Origin of the sequence: Variovorax sp. OK212 (genome assembly GCF_900112425.1) — a bacterium.
Taxonomy (GTDB): Bacteria; Pseudomonadota; Gammaproteobacteria; order Burkholderiales; family Burkholderiaceae_C; genus Variovorax.
On record NZ_FOLP01000018.1, the window covers coordinates 37,748 to 52,845 of the forward strand.

The window sequence follows — 15,098 nt, forward strand, 5'->3', positions numbered from 1 at the left end:
CGGTCTCAGCGGCCCGGTTCGTCCCACGACGCCGAGGCGCGCAGCAGGCGGTCGAGGTCGCGCTTGGCGCGGCCGGCGCCGGCGGCGTCCATGCGCGCGGGGAAACGCATCATCCAGTTGCCCATCGGGTCGACCACGTAGAGGTGTTCGGCGAGGGTGTGGCCCTGCACGGGCGCGAGCCACCTGGCCAGCTGGTCGGCCGGCACGCGCAGCACGGTGGCGCCGTGCAGGCCGTTGTCCAGCCGCTCGGGCACGGGAGCGGCATCGCTCACGAGCCAGACGCGGTCCATGCGGTCCTTTTCGCGGCCCAGGCTCTCGCGCAGCTGGCGCTGCAGGTAGAGCTGCTGCTCGCACAGCGCATTGCAGGCGGCATCGGCCACCGCGACCAGCAGCCACTGGCCCTTCAGCGTGGCAACGTCGACCGGCGCGCCGTTGCGGTCGGTGGCGGTCAGCTTCGGCAGTTCATGCTGCGGATCGATGAGCTCGCCATAGACGCTGCGGCCCTCGGGCCGGATCACGTAGTAGGTGAAGTACGAGGCAATGACCGGCGCCGCGCACATCAGCATCACGGCGATCATCTTCCAACGCCCGGCGACCGTGCGCCGGCCCTCCCCTTCGTCGAGCGCCTGGCTGGGCGACGGCATCGAATGCACCGTCAGGCCCAGCGGCTCGTCAGAAGCGGCCATCGCGTGCGCGGCGCCTTGAGCGGCGGAGGGGTGTGATGAGTTGGAACCAGACATAGAGGATGACGACGAGGGCCGACAGGCCGAACCACTGGAATGCGTAACCGTAGTGCCTCTCCAGCCCCAGCGCCGGGGCCGGCCAGTCGCGCTGCAGGCCCTCGGAGGCCGCGCCGCTCTGCTGCAGCGACACGTCGGTGCGCAGCGGCAGCTTGGTCTCGGCGCGGAAGGCCTCCAGGTCGAGATTTTGCCGGATGGGCGAATACCCTTCGACGGCCGGTGTCGGGGCGGCCGGCGCCGCCGGGCTGGCTCCCGGGGCCGAGGCTGCGGGCGCTGGTGCCGCTGGTGCGGATGCCGCCGGGGCCGGCGCGGCTGCGGCGCTGCCCAGTTCCAGCAGATGACTCGGCGGCGGCTCGATCAGTGCCGTGACCTCCACGATGCCGGCCGGCGTCTCGACCGCGCCGAGCTGCGTGCGGTCGACGAAATTGCGCTGGATCCAGCCGCGCTGCACCATCACCGCCTGCTCGGTGCCCTCGAGCGCGAACGGCGTCAGCACGTAGAAGCCGGGCGTGCCGTGCATCTGGCGGTTGTCGAGGTACACGGTCTGCGGCGTGAGCCAGAGGCCGCGCAGGCGTACCGGGCGATGCATGGCGTCGGAGGCCTTGCCGAGCGCGAGGAACTCGGCCTGGGTCAGCGGCGGCTTGAGCTTCTCGGCGTCGATGCTGGCCTGCAGCGCTTCTTTCTGCGCGGCGCGCGACAGCTGCCAGCGGCCGAGCGACACGGTGGCGGCCACCGTCAGCACGGCGGCGAGGGTGATCACCCAGAAGCGGCCCGGGCGGCGCCGTTCTTCGGGGTACAGGGGTTGGGGAGTCACTGGAGTGGGCGAGGCCTGCGGCCGATAATGCGGGTCATGAAATACTTTGTCGCCCTGGTCTTCCTGGGCATCTTCGCGAGCCTCGCGTTTGCCCTGTACTTCATGCTGAAGGACGGGCGCAACGGGCGCGCCAAGAGCGGCGGCATGGCGCGCGCCCTCACCTTTCGGATCGGCCTCTCGGTGTTTTTGTTCCTCTGCATGTTGCTCGCCTGGAAACTCGGCTACATCCAGCCCACCGGACTCCCGCTCGGCAAGTAGATGGTGCTCGTTCCACGAGAACCATGAAAAAGGCGCCTTCCGGCGCCTTTTTTGTGGAATGCCGTTGGGTTCGCTCAAAGCCAGTAGACCAGCATGTAGAGGCCGAGCCAGACCACGTCGACGAAGTGCCAGTACCAGGCCGCGCCCTCGAAGCCGAAATGGCGCTCCGGCGTGAAGTGGCCCTTGCGCAGGCGCAGCGTGATGAACAGCAGCATCAGCATGCCGATGAACACGTGCAGACCGTGGAAGCCGGTGAGCATGAAGAAGGTCGAACCGTAGGTGCCCGAGCTGAGCTTGAGGTTCAGTTCGGTGTACAGGTGGTGGTATTCGTACCCTTGCACGCCCAGGAAGATCACGCCGAGCAGCACGGTGAGCCACATGAAGCGGATGGTCTGTGCGCGGTGGCCGGCACGCAGCGCGTGGTGGGCGATGGTGAGCGTCACGCCCGAGCTCAGCAGCAGCGCGGTGTTGATCGTGGGCAGCCAGAACGGGCCGACCGTCTGGAACGGCTCGACGATGCCGGCCGGCGAACCGGTGGCGCCGGCCGCGATGCTGGGCCACACGGCCTTGAAGTCGGGCCACAGCAGCGCGTTGTCCAGGCTGCCGAGCGCGGGCAGCGAGTGGGTGCGGGCCCACCACAGCGCGGTGAAGAACGCGCCGAAGAACATCACTTCCGAGAAGATGAACCAGCTCATGCTCCAGCGGAACGAGAGGTCGATCTTGTGGCCGTACTGGCCGCTCTCGCTTTCACCGATGGCGGTGCGGAACCACACGAACAGCGTGCCGAGCCAGATCACCATGCCCACCAGCAGAGACCAGGCGCCCCACTCGTGGCCGTTGATCCATTGCGCGGCGCCCAGGATCACGAAGAACAGGCCGATCGCGGCCGAGACCGGATAGGCCGACGGTCCTGGCACGAAGTAGTAGGGCGTGGTGCCGTGGGTGGTTGAACTCATATCAGCTCCTGGCTTTCTTTCTTCTCTCGATTCAATGGATTCTGCTTGTCGCGGGTTGCTGCTTCTTCAGGCCGCCGCCACCACATGGCGCACCAGCAGCACCAGCGCGACCACGAAGACGATCACGGCCGCGAACGCCACCGCAATGATGTGCAGCGGGTTCAGCTTGCCCAGGTCTTCCTGGTAGGCGCTGTTCTTGCGAACGCCGAAGAACGACCACCCCACCGCCTTCACCGTGTCCCACAGCGAAGCCTTCGGCCGGGTGGAGGAATCGGTCACGAGCGCGGCTCATCGCTGGTGTTCACAATGGCGGCCACCGGGGCCGCAGGCGTCTTGCCGCCCACCTCGAAGAAGGTGTACGACAGCGTGATGGTCTTCACGTCCTTGGAAATCTTGGGGTCGATCACGAACGCGACCGGCCACTGCTTCTTCTCGCCCGGATCGAGCGTGTACTGGTTGAAGCAGAAGCACTCGAGCTTGTTGAAGTACGGCGCGGCCTGCTGCGGCGCGTAGCTCGGGATGGCCTGCGCGGCCATGCGGCGGTTCTGCACGTTCTGGAACTCGTACATCACCGTGTTGAGCTGGCCCGGGTGCACCTGGATGGTCCGCTCCGCGGGCTTGAAGTCCCACAGGCCGCCGCGCACGTTGGAGTCGAACTCCACCGTGATGGTGCGGCTCAGGTCGACCTGCGTGTTGTCGGGCACGCGCACGTTCTTGCCGCCGCTGGCGCCGCCGGGCACCTCGAGCTCGGAGAGCGCGAGGATGTTGATGCCGGTCATCTCGCAGATCGCGCGGTACATCGGCACCAGCGCGTAGCCGAAGGCGAACATGCCGCAGGCGACCACGGCCAGCTTGCCGACCATGCGGACATTGGCGCGCCGGATGCGTTGGCCGAGGCTCATGCTGCTGCTCCCGTTCGTTGCGAGGGTGGCGGTTCAGCGTCCGCTGAACCAGACCATGCGCACGATGAAGCCGATGAAGAACACCACCGCGATGGAGGCCAGCGTGAGCCCCATGCGGCGATTGTTCCTTTTCTGTTCGGGTGTCATCGTGCTCGTCGTGCTCGTCGTGGTCGTCGTGCGGTGCGCGAAGCGATCAACCGATCACCTTGGTGGCGGTCGCGTCGAGCTTGGGCGGGTTCTCGAAGGTGTGGAACGGGGCCGGCGACGGCACTTCCCATTCGAGGCCCTCGGCGCCTTCCCACGGCTGCTGCGCGGCCTTCTCGCCCTTGCCGCGCATGGTGGGCAGCACCACGAACAGGAAGAAGTAGACCTGCGCGAAGCCGAAGAAGAACGCACCGACCGACGCCACGGCGTTGAAGTCGGCGAACTGCATCGGGTAGTCGGCGTAGCGTCGCGGCATGCCGGCCAGGCCCAGGAAGTGCATCGGGAAGAAGGTCACGTTGAACGAGATCAGCGACCACCAGAAGTGCACCTTGCCGCGCGTCTCGTTGTACATCACGCCGGTCCACTTGGGCACCCAGTAGTAGAAGCCCGAGAACATGGCGAACAGCGAGCCGGCCACCAGCACGTAGTGGAAGTGGGCCACCACGTAGTAGGTGTCCTGCAGCTGCGTGTCGATCGGCGCCACGGCCAGGATCAGGCCGGTGAAGCCGCCCATCGTGAACACGAAGATGAAGCCGACCGCGAACAGCATGGGCGTCTCGAAGGTCATCGAGCCCTGCCACATGGTGGCGATCCAGTTGAAGATCTTCACGGCCGTGGGCACCGCGATCAGCATGGTCGCGTACATGAAGAACAGCTGGCCGGTGAGCGGCATGCCGGTCGTGAACATGTGGTGCGCCCACACGATGAACGACAGGATGGCGATCGACGAGGTGGCGTACACCATCGAGGCGTAGCCGAACAGGCGCTTGCGGGCGAAGGCCGGCACCACCTGGCTGATGATGCCGAAGGCCGGCAAGATCATGATGTAGACCTCGGGGTGGCCGAAGAACCAGAAGATGTGCTGGTACATCACCGGGTCGCCGCCGCCGGCGGGGTTGAAGAAGCTGGTGCCGAAGTGGCGGTCGGTCAGCGTCATGGTGATCGCGCCGGCGAGCACGGGCATCACGGCGATCAGCAGGTAGGCGGTGATGAGCCAGGTCCAGCAGAACATCGGCATCTTCATCAGCGTCATGCCGGGCGCGCGCATGTTCAGGATGGTGACGATGATGTTGATCGAGCCCATGATCGACGAGGCGCCCATGATGTGCATCGCGAAGATGCCGGCGTCCATCGAGGGGCCCATCTGCAGCGTGAGCGGCGCGTACAGCGTCCAGCCCGCGGCGGGTGCGCCGCCGGGCATGAAGAACGAACCCACCAGCATCAGCGCCGCCGGGATCAGCAGCCAGAAGCTGAAGTTGTTCATGCGCGCGAACGCCATGTCGGAGGCGCCCACCTGCAGCGGGATCATCCAGTTCGCGAAGCCCACGAAGGCCGGCATGATGGCGCCGAACACCATGATCAGGCCGTGCATGGTGGTGAACTGGTTGAAGAGCTCGGGGTTCACCAGCTGCAGGCCCGGCTGGAACAGCTCGGCGCGGATCAGCAGCGCGAGCACGCCGCCCACCATCAGCATCGTGAAGCTGAACAGCAGGTAGAGCGTGCCGATGTCCTTGTGGTTGGTCGCGAACACCCAGCGGCGCCAGCCGGTGGGCGCGTGGTGGTCGTGATGCTCGTCGTGTGCGTGGTCGCCAGGGGCTGCGTGACCGTGGGGGTCGAGGACTGCGCTCATTTCGTTGTTCCTTGCAATTTCTTCGTCGCGGGGCGCTGTCGCATCACTTGCCGCGCAGGGCGAGCACTTCGGCCGGCTGCACCAGCTGGCCGGTCTTGTTCGACCAGCTGTTCTTGGTGTACGTGGCCACGGCCGCGAGGTCGGTATCGCTCAGCTGCTTCCACGACGGCATGGCGCCGTTGTTCTGGCCGTTGAGCAGCACATGCAGTTGCACCGAGTGGTCGGCGTCGAGCACCTTCGGGTCGCCGTCGAGCGCCTTGATCGGGCCCGCGCCCTTGCCGTTGGCCTGGTGGCAGGCGGCGCAGTTGGCGGCGTAGACCTTCTCGCCGCGCACCAGCATGTCGGGCAGCGTCCAGACCTTGGTCGGGTCGTCGAGCTTGGCGGCGGCTTCCTTGCGCTTGGTGGCCACCCAGCTCGTGTAGTCGGCGGCCGAGACCACCTTCACGTGGATCGGCATGTAGGCGTGTTCCTTGCCGCACAGTTCCTGGCACTGGCCGTAGTAGTCGCCCACGGTCTCGGCGCGGAACCAGGTGTCGCGCACGAAGCCGGGAATCGCGTCCTGCTTGAGGCCCAGCTGCGGCACGGCGAAGGCGTGGATCACGTCGTTCGCGGTGGTGATGATGCGCACCTTCTTGTTGACCGGCACCACCAGCGGGTTGTCGACCTTGAGCAGGTAGTCGTCGGGCATCGGGCCCTTGGCGCCGGCGTCGGACATGGCGCGCTGCGAGCTGTCGAGCGTGGAGATGAAGGCCAGGCCCTCGCCTTCGCCGTTCAGGTAGTCGTAGCCCCACTTCCACTGGTAGCCCGTGGTCTTGATCGTGAGGTCGGCGTTGGTGGTGTCCTTCTGGGCCACCAGCACCTTGGTGGCGGGCAGCGCCATCACGATCACGATGAGGAAGGGCACGATGGTCCAGATGACCTCGACCACCACCGATTCATGGAAGTTGGCCGCCTTGTGGCCGACCGACTTGCGGTGCTTCCAGATCGAATAGAACATGACCGCGAACACGGCGACGAAGATGACCGTGCACAGGATCATCATGATCGTGTGGAGCAGATGCTGCTCCTGCGCGATCTTCGTCACACCGACGGGAAGATTCAGCTGGCGCACCGAAGGGCCGCCGGGCAGATCGTTGACTGCGTGCGCCGCGCTGCTGAAAGCCGCGCCGGCCGCCAGCAACAGATTCGCCGGCCTGTACTTGTTGCGCCAAATGCTCTTCATCGTGTTCACGTTTCTTCAATTTTTCGACAAACCCAACCGTGCAGCACTGCGCGACCCCCCTCAGGCGCCGCGCAACGCCATGCGAATCTCGCGGGCCAAAGCCGCACGCAACTCCGGGCGTACATAGCGCCCCACCCTGACCGATCGACCCTGCCCCGAGACCTCGATCAGCGAGCGATCGCCGGCCTGGGGTTCGATCCGCACCTGGTGCGGAAGAAATTCAGTGCGCTCGTAGTGCCCGCCGTTCTCGAGCTCGACGACGAGGCGTCCCTCCTGCAGCGCGATCTTTTCGCCATCGGTCGCGTGCCGTGCATAAACCATGAACGCAAACCCGACAGCGGCCAGTTCGAGCCAAGCGAAAGGCAGAACCAGCGGCGCACCGTGAAGCCAGAACAGGGTGCCGGTGCCGAGCGATACCACGCACAGCGAGGCGTAGAGCCAGCCCAGCTGGCTCGGCGTCACCGAGCAGTTCCGCTTCAGGAACCAGTGGATGTTCTGGCCTGAAACGGTGGCAAATCGAAACACGGAATTCGACACGGGCGAGTTCAGCAAATCGGTGCGTCGACGGTCGCCAAACCCCTCGTACAAACAGGATTGGACACCCCTCGATCGCGGGAAAATGCCCGCGAGTTTCACGCAACGGCGGATTGTAGCGGGTAGATACCGGCGCCCGAGTGCCCTGCGGGACCCCTACGGGTCAGCCCTAGTAGGCAGAAAACGCGCTCTGCGTCAGGCGTTTTTCGGCGCGAAATTCGCGGGCGATCAGGCGCCCGGACGACCCCGTTGCAGCATCGAGCGCATCTCGCGCAGCGAGACCGCGCTTTCGGCCGCCAGCGACACGCGCGGCGCGGGCTTGAAGGCATGCCCGTAGATGACTTCGAAGGTCAGCGCGATGCGCCCGCTGCCCTTGTCGCCCTCACCGCCCTTGCCGCCCTTGCCGCCCTTGCCGCCCTTGCCGCCATCTTCGGCCGGCGCGAGTTCCGGCAGCGCCTTCTTCAGCGCCTGGTGCCACGCCTTGCCGCGCAGCGCGCCGAAACGCGCCGGGTGCAGGTTGCGGCCCAGCGTGCGCAGCTCGGCCAGCGCCGCCTCGGGCGTGGCCCAGGTCAGCACGATGCGCTCCATGTCCATCACCGGCTCGGCGAAGCCGGCGTGCACCAGCATGTCGCCCCAGTCATGCATGTCGGTGAACTCGTGGCCAGCCGCGGGCCAGCCCAGCCGGGCATGCAGCGCGCGCAGTTCGCGCACGGTGTCGGGCCCGAGGCACGAGAACATCAGGAAGCCGTCGGTCGCCACCAGCTTGTGCCAGTGCGAGATGAGCGCCTCGGGGTCGGCCGCCATGTGCAACGACATGTTGGCCCAGAGCAGGTCGACGCCGTCTTCGGGCGTGGCGTCGAAGCGTGCCTTGCCGCCTTGCCAGCGGCGCGCGCTCCACCACGGCGCGCTCAGCGCCTGGCCGGTGGCGGCGCCCAGCGTGGACTCGGGCTCGATCACGAACGAGGCGGCGTCCTTGTAGCGGCGGGCGACCAGTTCGTGCGCCTCGAGGCCGCCGCGCAGCGGCGCCCAATCGGCCCAGGTACGGGGCTGGGCCTTGATCCATTGGAGGCGGTCTTCCATGCGGCGGCCGATTTCCTCGTGCAGCCAGGGGGAGCCGTCGGCAGGCGCGAGCCGGCGCCAGCGGGCGGCCGCCGTGGCATCGATGGTCGGCGGTCGTCTTGTGGGGTCGGTGGCCATGGGGCCGTGAGTATATTGAGACATGCTCAGCCATCGGGGCCTGTGGCCTTTATCGCCCTTGCGGCCCTTCACGTCCTTGCTCGCCCGGCTGCCCAGCCAGTGCGCGGTCTGCCGTGCCTGGCCGTCGCGCCGGGTCTGCGACGCCTGCGTGGCCCGCTTCGCCCCGCCCACCGCGCGGTGCGGCGGCTGCGCGCTGCCCCTGCCGCAGGGCGTGGCGCGCTGCGGCGAGTGCGTGAAACACCCGCCGCCGCTCGACGCCTGCCTGGCCGCCTGCAGCTACGCCTGGCCGTGGCCGGACGCCATCGCCGGCTTCAAGTTCCGCGGCGACGCCGGCTGGGCCGGGCCGTTCGCCACGCTGCTGCGCAGCGCGCCCTGGGTCGAGCCGGCGCTGGAGCAGTGCGACGTCGTGCTGCCGATGCCGCTGTCGCCCGCCCGGCTGCGCGAGCGCGGCTTCAACCAGGCCCACGAGCTCGCGCGGCGGCTGTCGCCGGCCAAGACCGACGCGACGCTGCTGCTGCGCACCCGCGACACGCCCGCCCAGAGCGGCCTGCCGCGTGCCGACCGCCTGCGCAACCTGCGCGGCGCCTTTGCCCTGGAGCCGCTGCGCGCGGACGCGGTGCGCGGCCGGCGCGTGGTGCTGGTCGACGACGTGATGACCAGCGGGGCCTCGCTCTTCGCCGCGGCCGGGGTGCTGCGGCTGGCGGGCGCGGCGCACCTCACGGCCGTGGTGCTGGCGCGCACCGACCCGCCGCGCTGAACCGCCGCACAGAACGAGAACTGCCGCGCCGGACTGCCGGCCGGGCCACCGACAATGTCGCCATGTTCCATATCGTCCTGGTCCACCCCGAGATTCCGCCGAACACCGGCAACGTGATCCGCCTTGCGGCCAACACCGGCTGCACGCTGCACTTGGTCGAGCCCCTGGGCTTTTCGATGGACGACCGCCTGCTGCGCCGCGCCGGGCTCGACTACCACGAGTACGCCGAAGTGAAGCGCCATGCCGACTGGCAGGCCCTGCTCGCCGCCGAACAACCCGCGGCCGATCGCATGTTCGCCCTCACCACGCGCGGCACGCGGGCCGTGCACGACGTGCGCTTCCAGCCCGGCGACTGGCTGGTGTTCGGCTCCGAGACCAGCGGCCTGCCGCCGCCCATCCGCGACGGTTTCGCCGAGGCGCAGCGCCTGCGGCTGCCGATGCGCGAAGGCCAGCGCAGCCTGAACCTCTCGAACGCGGTGGCGGTCACCGTCTTCGAGGCCTGGCGGCAAAACGGCTTCGGCTGACACCTCGACACAAAGTCGCGGGCACCCGCGCAGGCATGGCTGCATCCGAACAGCGGTGCCGGCCGTATGGAAAGACATGCCGGCCGCGGAGCGACCCGGCATCCGGTCCATTCACCGCCTTTGTCCAAGGAGTCTCGCCATGAACACCCAGTCGATTGCCCTCGCAGCCTTCGCCACGCTCGCCTTCGCCGGCGGCGCACACGCGTTCCAGGGCGAACAGAACCCGCTGCCGCCCGCGCCCTTCCAGTCGACCATGTCGCGCGCGGACGTGCAGGCCCAGGCAGCCCAGCCGTACCGCATCAGCAACGGCGGCACCGGCGTCGCGCGCCCGACCGCCGGCAACGTCGACCGCAACACGGTGCGCGCCAGCGCGCTCGGCATCACCCGCCAGGGTGCGGCCACCTACGGCGAAGTGACCGACCGCCGGATGTAAGCGGAAACAGAAAGAGGGAAAGCCGCCGCCTCAGCGGTAGCGGCGCGCCACCGACTCGGCCACGCAGGCCGGCTTGGAGGCGCCTTCGAGCTCGATGGTGACTTCCCAGGTCATCTGGAAGCCGTCGTTGGCAATCGGCTCCGAGCTCAGCAGCTTCATGCGCGCGCGCAGCCGCTGGCCCACCGGCACCGGCGACATGAAGCGCACCCGGTTCATGCCGTAGTTCACGCCCATGCGCGACTCGACCACGTCGATCGTCTCCTCGAAGAAGCGCGGCAGCAGCGACAGCGTGAGGAAGCCGTGCGCAATCGGCGCGCCGAAGGGGCCGGCCTTGGCACGCTCCACGTCGACGTGGATCCACTGGTGGTCGCCCGTCGCCTCGGCGAACAGGTTCACCTGCTCCTGGGTGATGGTGATCCAGTCGCTCACGGCGACTTCCTGGCCGACGCAGGCGGAGAGATCCTGAAGGGTCTGGAATGTCTTTTTTGTCATGCGGGGCATTCTGGCGTCTGGGGTGTCGGGCCGGCTGTCGGGCTCGCGACAACCGGGCTCAGGGAAAACCGGGAGACGGGTGCGAGCGTGTCAGGCGTCAGGCGTCGAGCCAGTCGCAGATCGGCTGCCACTGGTCCAGATCGCGCTGCACGCGGCCCGGCGCAATGTCGAACAGCGTGAGCCCGCGCGCGGCCAGCTGCACGTAGTTCTGGGTGTCGCGCAGCTCGCCGATCACCGGCACGCCCAGCCCTGCGATGAACTCGTGCAGCCGGTCGGCCGCCAGCGTGCGCGCGTTCACGCGCATGCCGACCAAGCCGATCTTCGTCTTCTCGGCGCGCCGGCTCTCCAGCAGCCGGTCGAGGAAGTCGCGCGTCGCGTAGATGTCGAAGATGCTGGGCTGCAGCGGCACGATCACCCGGTCGGCCAGCGCCAGCACCTCCTTGAAGCGCCAGCCGTGCAGGCCGGCGGGGGTGTCGAGCACCGCGTGCGTGGTGCCGCGGGGCGGCCGCACCACCGTGCTCTCGCCGGTCGCCTCCCAGGTGGCGATGGGCCGCACCTGCGGCGGGCGCAGGCCCAGCCAGAGGCGCGAGGATTGCTGGCGATCCACGTCGCCCAGCATCACGGCGTGGCCGCGGCTTGCGAAGTAGCCCGCGACGTTGGTCGCGATCGTCGACTTGCCTACGCCACCCTTGGGGTTGGCCACCAGAACCACCGGCATGAGCGTCTCCTCCAGAACTGGAACGGGCTCCATGGTAGTGGCTGCCTTCTTTTGCCGGGCAAAGCCGCCGCGACTGCGATATGTTCAAGGCATGACTACAACAACATTCCCGGGATCTCCCGCCACCGAAGGCCGCGGCGTCTACGTGATCGCCGCGCACCCGCACTGGCGCGACTCCCGCGTGAACCGCCGCATGCTGGCCGCCGCCCGCGCCGTGCCCGGCATCGACGTGAACGACCTGTACGGCAGCTACCCCGACTACGCGATCGACGTGGAGGCCGAGCAAGCCCGGCTCGCCAGGGCCAGCCTGGTGGTGCTGCTGCACCCGATCCAGTGGTATTCGATGCCCGCGCTGCAAAAGCTCTGGCTCGACGACGTGCTCGCCTACGGCTGGGCCTACGGCCCCGGCGGCACCGCCCTGCAGGGCAAGGACCTCTGGCTGGCCGCCACCACCGGCAGCCCCGAGTCCAGCTACCACCCGCAGAGCTACCACCGCTACTTCTTCGACGCCTTCCTGCCGCCCTACGAGCAGACCGCCGCGCTGTGCGGCATGCGCTTCCTGCCGCCGCTGATCTTCCACGGCGCGCGCAGCGCCCCGGAGGCCGAGGTCGAAGCGCACATCGAGACCTTCACCCAGCGCCTGGGCAGCTACCCCGACTGGCCCGAGATGGACGAGATCGACGCCTGCGTGGCCTGCCCGGTGCCCGAGAGCGACCGGCCGGCCGAGCCCGACGACATGGCCAAGCTGGCCTCCACCGCTTTCCAGGCCGCCATGACGCACGGCCTGTCGGTCGCTTCGTCGTCCGCCAACGGCAAGGCGGCTTGAGCATGGAGCACGCACCCGCCTGGCTGACCAACAGCCTGATCTACCTGGGCGCCGCCGTGCTGGTGGTGCCGCTTTCGAAGGCCCTGGGCCTCGGCTCGATCATCGGCTACCTCGTGGCCGGCATCGCCATCGGGCCCTGGGGCCTGGGCCTCGTGTCCAGCGTCGAAGACGTGCTGCATTTCGCCGAGTTCGGCGTGGTGCTGATGCTGTTCCTGGTGGGCCTCGAACTCGAGCCCAAGCGCCTGTGGAACCTGCGCCGCCCCATCTTCGGCTGGGGCGCCGCGCAGGTCATGAGCTGCGCCGCGGTGCTGTTCGCCGTCGGCTGCGCCGTGGGCGCCGAATGGCGCGTGTCGCTGGTGGCCGCGCTGGGGCTGGCGCTGTCGTCCACCGCCATCGCGCTGCAGGTGTTCGGCGAACGCAACCTCATGAAGACCCCCAGCGGCCAGGCCGGGTTCTCGATCCTGCTGTTCCAGGACGTGGCGGCCATTCCCATCCTGGCGCTGCTGCCGCTGCTGGCGGGCGCCACCGCGGCCGAGCAGGCCGTCACCGGCCTGGAGCGCGCGCTGGAGGCCGCGAAGATCATCGGCGTGATCGGCGGCATCATCCTGGGCGGCCGGCTGTTGCTGCGGCCGATATTCCGCTGGATCGCGCGCAGCGACACGCCCGAGATCTTCACCGCCGCCGCCTTGCTGCTGGTGGTGGCCATTGCCGCGCTGATGCAGCTGGTGGGCCTGTCGATGGCGCTGGGCGCCTTCCTTGCCGGCGTGCTGCTGGCCGAAAGCGAATACCGGCGCGAGCTCGAGACCGACATCGAGCCCTTCAAGGGGCTGCTGCTGGGCCTGTTCTTCATTGCCGTGGGCATGTCGATCAACTTCGGCGTGCTCATCGCGAGCCCGTGGATCATGGCGATGCTGGTGGTCGGCTTCATGGCCCTCAAGCTGGCGGTGATCTACGCGCTGGCCAAGGCCATGGGCATCGCCTACCAGGAGCGGCCCGTGTTCACCTTGCTGCTCGCGCAGGGCGGCGAATTCGCGTTCGTGGTGTTCCAGGCCGCCGGCCCCGACGTGCTGCCGCCCGAGACCACCTCGCTGCTGATCGGCGCGGTGGCGCTGTCGATGCTGGTGTCGCCGCTGCTGCTGGTGTTGCTCGACAAGTTCGTGCTGCCGCGCTACAGCCGCAACCAGGGCCCGCAGCTCGAGGAAATCTCCGAGCAGCAAGACGCCAAGGTGCTCATCTGCGGCTTCGGCCGCTACGGCCAGATCGTCGGGCGCATGCTGATGTCGCAGGGCCTGCACGTGACCGTGCTCGACCATGACGCCGACACCGTCGAAGGCTTGCGCCAGTTCGGTTTTCGCGTGTTCTACGGCGACGCCACACGGCTCGACCTGCTGCGCACCGCGGGCGCCGGCTCGGCCAAGGCCATCGTGGTGGCGGTGGACGACATCGAGCAGTCGCTGGAAATCGTCGACCTCGTGAAGGAGAACTTTCCGCAGGCCCGCATCATCGCGCGGGCGCGCAACGTCACGCACCTGTTCCAGCTGCGCGACCGCGGCGTGACCGAGGTCGAGCGCGAGGTGTTCGAGTCGTCGCTGCGCAGCGCGCGCGCCACGCTCGAGGCGCTGGGCTGGCCGGCGCACGAGGCCCGCGAATCGGCCATGCGCTTTCGCCGCCGGAACATCAAGCTCAGCGACGAGATCTACCCGCACTACAAGGACCGCGCCAAGCTGATCGCGGCCAACAAGGCGGGCCGCCAGCAGTTCGAGGAGCAGATGGCGCGCGAGCGCGAGGAGCGCCAGCGCCGCTCGGGGCGCGACTGGGACCGGCTGGAAGAAGGAGAAGAACAGGCGCCGTGACGCCCTGAAGCCGTGAAGCCCTGAAACACTGAAACCCTGACGCGGGCCCGCCGAGGCGCCCGCGCCCTGCCCGCTCAGACCGGCACGGTCAAGTAGACGCCCTCGCGGCCCACCAGCGGGGCGCGCGTGGGCATGAAGATCGTGCAGTCGTCGCAGGGCGAGCGAATCTCCTGGCCTGCATCGACGGCGATCAGCTCGCCCTTCTGGAAGGTCTCGAAGCCGAGCACGGGCCGCGCGAAGGCAAAACCTTCGGTCTTCACCATGTGCACTTCGAGCAGGCGGAACCGGCGCGCGGGCGCCTTCTCCGGCGCGGCGGCCACGGGGTCGGTCAGCCCCAGGTGCGCCAGGAAGCGCAGCGTCACGTCGGTGGCCAGGTCGGCCGCCGCCTGGCTGAAATGCTGGCCGCATTCCACCACCACCGCGCCGCCCTGCACGTCCGGCACATCCGGCTCGCCGTGGCGGCCGTAGCCCGTCACCCCCGTGCCGGGTGCGCCGCCCACCGGCATCACCAGGTGCACCAGCGGATTGCCCACGGCCAGCGCCAGCCCGGCATTGCGCTCGAACTCCGGATAGACCCAGAAAGGCTGCACCGGCGCGCGTGTCGAATGGATGTCCAGCACGAAGTCGGCCGCGTCCAGCACCGGGCGCAGCTCGCGCGCGCGCTTCAGCTCGGGGCTGTGCTCGCTGCCGTCGAGCATCGCCTTCGACCAGATGCGGTTGAGGTTGTGCACCAGCTGGCGGTTCTCGTAGGGCCGCTCGATGTCGAAAGCGTTGTAGGCCTCCACGTGCGCGAAGCTCACCGTGAGGGTGCCGATCTTCGGGCGCACGCCGGTGTCCAGCAGGTGCGTGGCGGCGACCATGCCACAGATTTCGTTGCCGTGGGTCAGCGCGTTGACCAGCACATGCGGCCCGGGCCGGCCCGATTCGAAGCGGTGCACGTAGTCGATGCCGGTGTTGCCCTGGCGGTAGGCGGAAATGTCGCGCGGCAGCACCTCCAGCGGTGCGGTGTCGGGGGCGAACGAGGCGTCGGTCATGGCC

The 15,098-nt window shown here is 68.4% G+C and carries 19 protein-coding genes; 6 read left to right on the top strand and 13 right to left on the bottom strand.

The window, feature by feature from the left end:
- Positions 1–5: 5 nt before the first annotated feature.
- Complete coding sequence (locus BM004_RS32235; RefSeq protein ID WP_093132429.1) at positions 6–686, bottom strand: SCO family protein; 681 nt, start codon at positions 684–686, stop codon at positions 6–8.
- Positions 673–1,554, bottom strand: a complete 882-nt coding sequence (locus BM004_RS32240) for an SURF1 family protein (RefSeq protein ID WP_093132427.1) — start codon at positions 1,552–1,554, stop codon at positions 673–675. The genes BM004_RS32235 and BM004_RS32240 overlap by 14 nt, the downstream gene beginning before the upstream one ends.
- Before the next feature lie 27 nt (positions 1,555–1,581).
- On the opposite strand from BM004_RS32240, the gene BM004_RS32245 reads away from it, so the two are divergent.
- A complete protein-coding gene (locus tag BM004_RS32245; protein WP_093057631.1) occupies positions 1,582–1,812 on the top strand; it encodes a twin transmembrane helix small protein in 231 nt (76 codons plus the stop codon).
- Between the two features lie 74 nt (positions 1,813–1,886).
- Here BM004_RS32245 and BM004_RS32250 read toward each other — a convergent pair whose 3' ends face one another.
- The 8 genes from BM004_RS32250 to BM004_RS32280 form a co-directional block, all read right to left on the bottom strand.
- Positions 1,887–2,768 (bottom strand): cytochrome c oxidase subunit 3, encoded by an 882-nt coding sequence (locus BM004_RS32250; RefSeq protein ID WP_093132425.1) that lies wholly within the window; start codon positions 2,766–2,768, stop codon positions 1,887–1,889.
- Positions 2,769–2,834: 66 nt separating this feature from the next.
- A complete protein-coding gene (locus BM004_RS32255) occupies positions 2,835–3,047 on the bottom strand; it encodes a DUF2970 domain-containing protein (protein ID WP_093219509.1) in 213 nt (70 codons plus the stop codon).
- Positions 3,044–3,670, bottom strand: coding sequence for a cytochrome c oxidase assembly protein (locus BM004_RS32260; RefSeq protein WP_093219512.1), 627 nt, complete (start codon positions 3,668–3,670; stop codon positions 3,044–3,046). Before BM004_RS32260 ends, BM004_RS32255 begins: the two co-directional genes overlap by 4 nt.
- Before the next feature lie 33 nt (positions 3,671–3,703).
- Positions 3,704–3,817, bottom strand: a complete 114-nt coding sequence (locus BM004_RS41835; RefSeq protein ID WP_019656111.1) for a cytochrome oxidase small assembly protein — start codon at positions 3,815–3,817, stop codon at positions 3,704–3,706.
- Between the two features lie 46 nt (positions 3,818–3,863).
- The gene (gene ctaD / locus BM004_RS32265; RefSeq protein ID WP_093132419.1) at positions 3,864–5,504 is read right to left on the bottom strand and encodes a cytochrome c oxidase subunit I; all 1,641 of its coding nucleotides are present in this window, start codon (positions 5,502–5,504) and stop codon (positions 3,864–3,866) included.
- Positions 5,505–5,547: 43 nt separating this feature from the next.
- Positions 5,548–6,726 carry a cytochrome c oxidase subunit II gene (gene coxB / locus BM004_RS32270; protein WP_093219632.1) on the bottom strand — a complete coding sequence of 393 codons (1,179 nt, stop codon included), beginning with the start codon at positions 6,724–6,726 and terminating at the stop codon, positions 5,548–5,550.
- A 60-nt stretch (positions 6,727–6,786) separates the two neighbouring features.
- Entirely contained in the window at positions 6,787–7,263 is a 477-nt protein-coding gene (locus BM004_RS32275) for a DUF2244 domain-containing protein (RefSeq protein ID WP_093132600.1), read from the bottom strand.
- Positions 7,264–7,488: 225 nt separating this feature from the next.
- Complete coding sequence (locus tag BM004_RS32280) at positions 7,489–8,457, bottom strand: class I SAM-dependent methyltransferase (RefSeq protein ID WP_093219515.1); 969 nt, start codon at positions 8,455–8,457, stop codon at positions 7,489–7,491.
- A gap of 22 nt (positions 8,458–8,479) precedes the next feature.
- On the opposite strand from BM004_RS32280, the gene BM004_RS32285 reads away from it, so the two are divergent.
- The 3 genes from BM004_RS32285 to BM004_RS32295 all read left to right on the top strand — a co-directional run bounded on the left by BM004_RS32285 (position 8,480) and on the right by BM004_RS32295 (position 10,171).
- A complete protein-coding gene (locus BM004_RS32285) occupies positions 8,480–9,214 on the top strand; it encodes a ComF family protein (protein WP_093219517.1) in 735 nt (244 codons plus the stop codon).
- Between the two features lie 62 nt (positions 9,215–9,276).
- Positions 9,277–9,738, top strand: coding sequence for a tRNA (uridine(34)/cytosine(34)/5-carboxymethylaminomethyluridine(34)-2'-O)-methyltransferase TrmL (trmL, locus tag BM004_RS32290; RefSeq protein ID WP_093132413.1), 462 nt, complete (start codon positions 9,277–9,279; stop codon positions 9,736–9,738).
- 139 nt (positions 9,739–9,877) lie between these two features.
- Complete coding sequence (locus BM004_RS32295; RefSeq protein WP_093132411.1) at positions 9,878–10,171, top strand: DUF4148 domain-containing protein; 294 nt, start codon at positions 9,878–9,880, stop codon at positions 10,169–10,171.
- A gap of 30 nt (positions 10,172–10,201) precedes the next feature.
- Here the strand turns inward: BM004_RS32295 and BM004_RS32300 are convergent, their stop codons facing one another.
- Together BM004_RS32300 and BM004_RS32305 are read right to left on the bottom strand one after the other, a co-directional pair.
- Positions 10,202–10,672, bottom strand: coding sequence for a MaoC family dehydratase (locus BM004_RS32300; protein WP_093219520.1), 471 nt, complete (start codon positions 10,670–10,672; stop codon positions 10,202–10,204).
- 88 nt (positions 10,673–10,760) lie between these two features.
- Positions 10,761–11,381, bottom strand: a complete 621-nt coding sequence (locus BM004_RS32305) for a ParA family protein (RefSeq protein ID WP_093219522.1) — start codon at positions 11,379–11,381, stop codon at positions 10,761–10,763.
- Positions 11,382–11,472: 91 nt separating this feature from the next.
- On the opposite strand from BM004_RS32305, the gene BM004_RS32310 reads away from it, so the two are divergent.
- Positions 11,473–12,207 carry a glutathione-regulated potassium-efflux system oxidoreductase KefF gene (locus BM004_RS32310; RefSeq protein WP_093132405.1) on the top strand — a complete coding sequence of 245 codons (735 nt, stop codon included), beginning with the start codon at positions 11,473–11,475 and terminating at the stop codon, positions 12,205–12,207.
- 2 nt (positions 12,208–12,209) lie between these two features.
- Positions 12,210–14,060, top strand: a complete 1,851-nt coding sequence (gene kefC, locus BM004_RS32315; RefSeq protein WP_093219525.1) for a glutathione-regulated potassium-efflux system protein KefC — start codon at positions 12,210–12,212, stop codon at positions 14,058–14,060.
- Between the two features lie 74 nt (positions 14,061–14,134).
- On the opposite strand, the gene BM004_RS32320 is transcribed toward kefC, so the two are convergent.
- Positions 14,135–15,094, bottom strand: a complete 960-nt coding sequence (locus BM004_RS32320; protein ID WP_093219527.1) for a M14 family metallopeptidase — start codon at positions 15,092–15,094, stop codon at positions 14,135–14,137.
- Between the last annotated feature and the right edge of the window lie 4 nt (positions 15,095–15,098).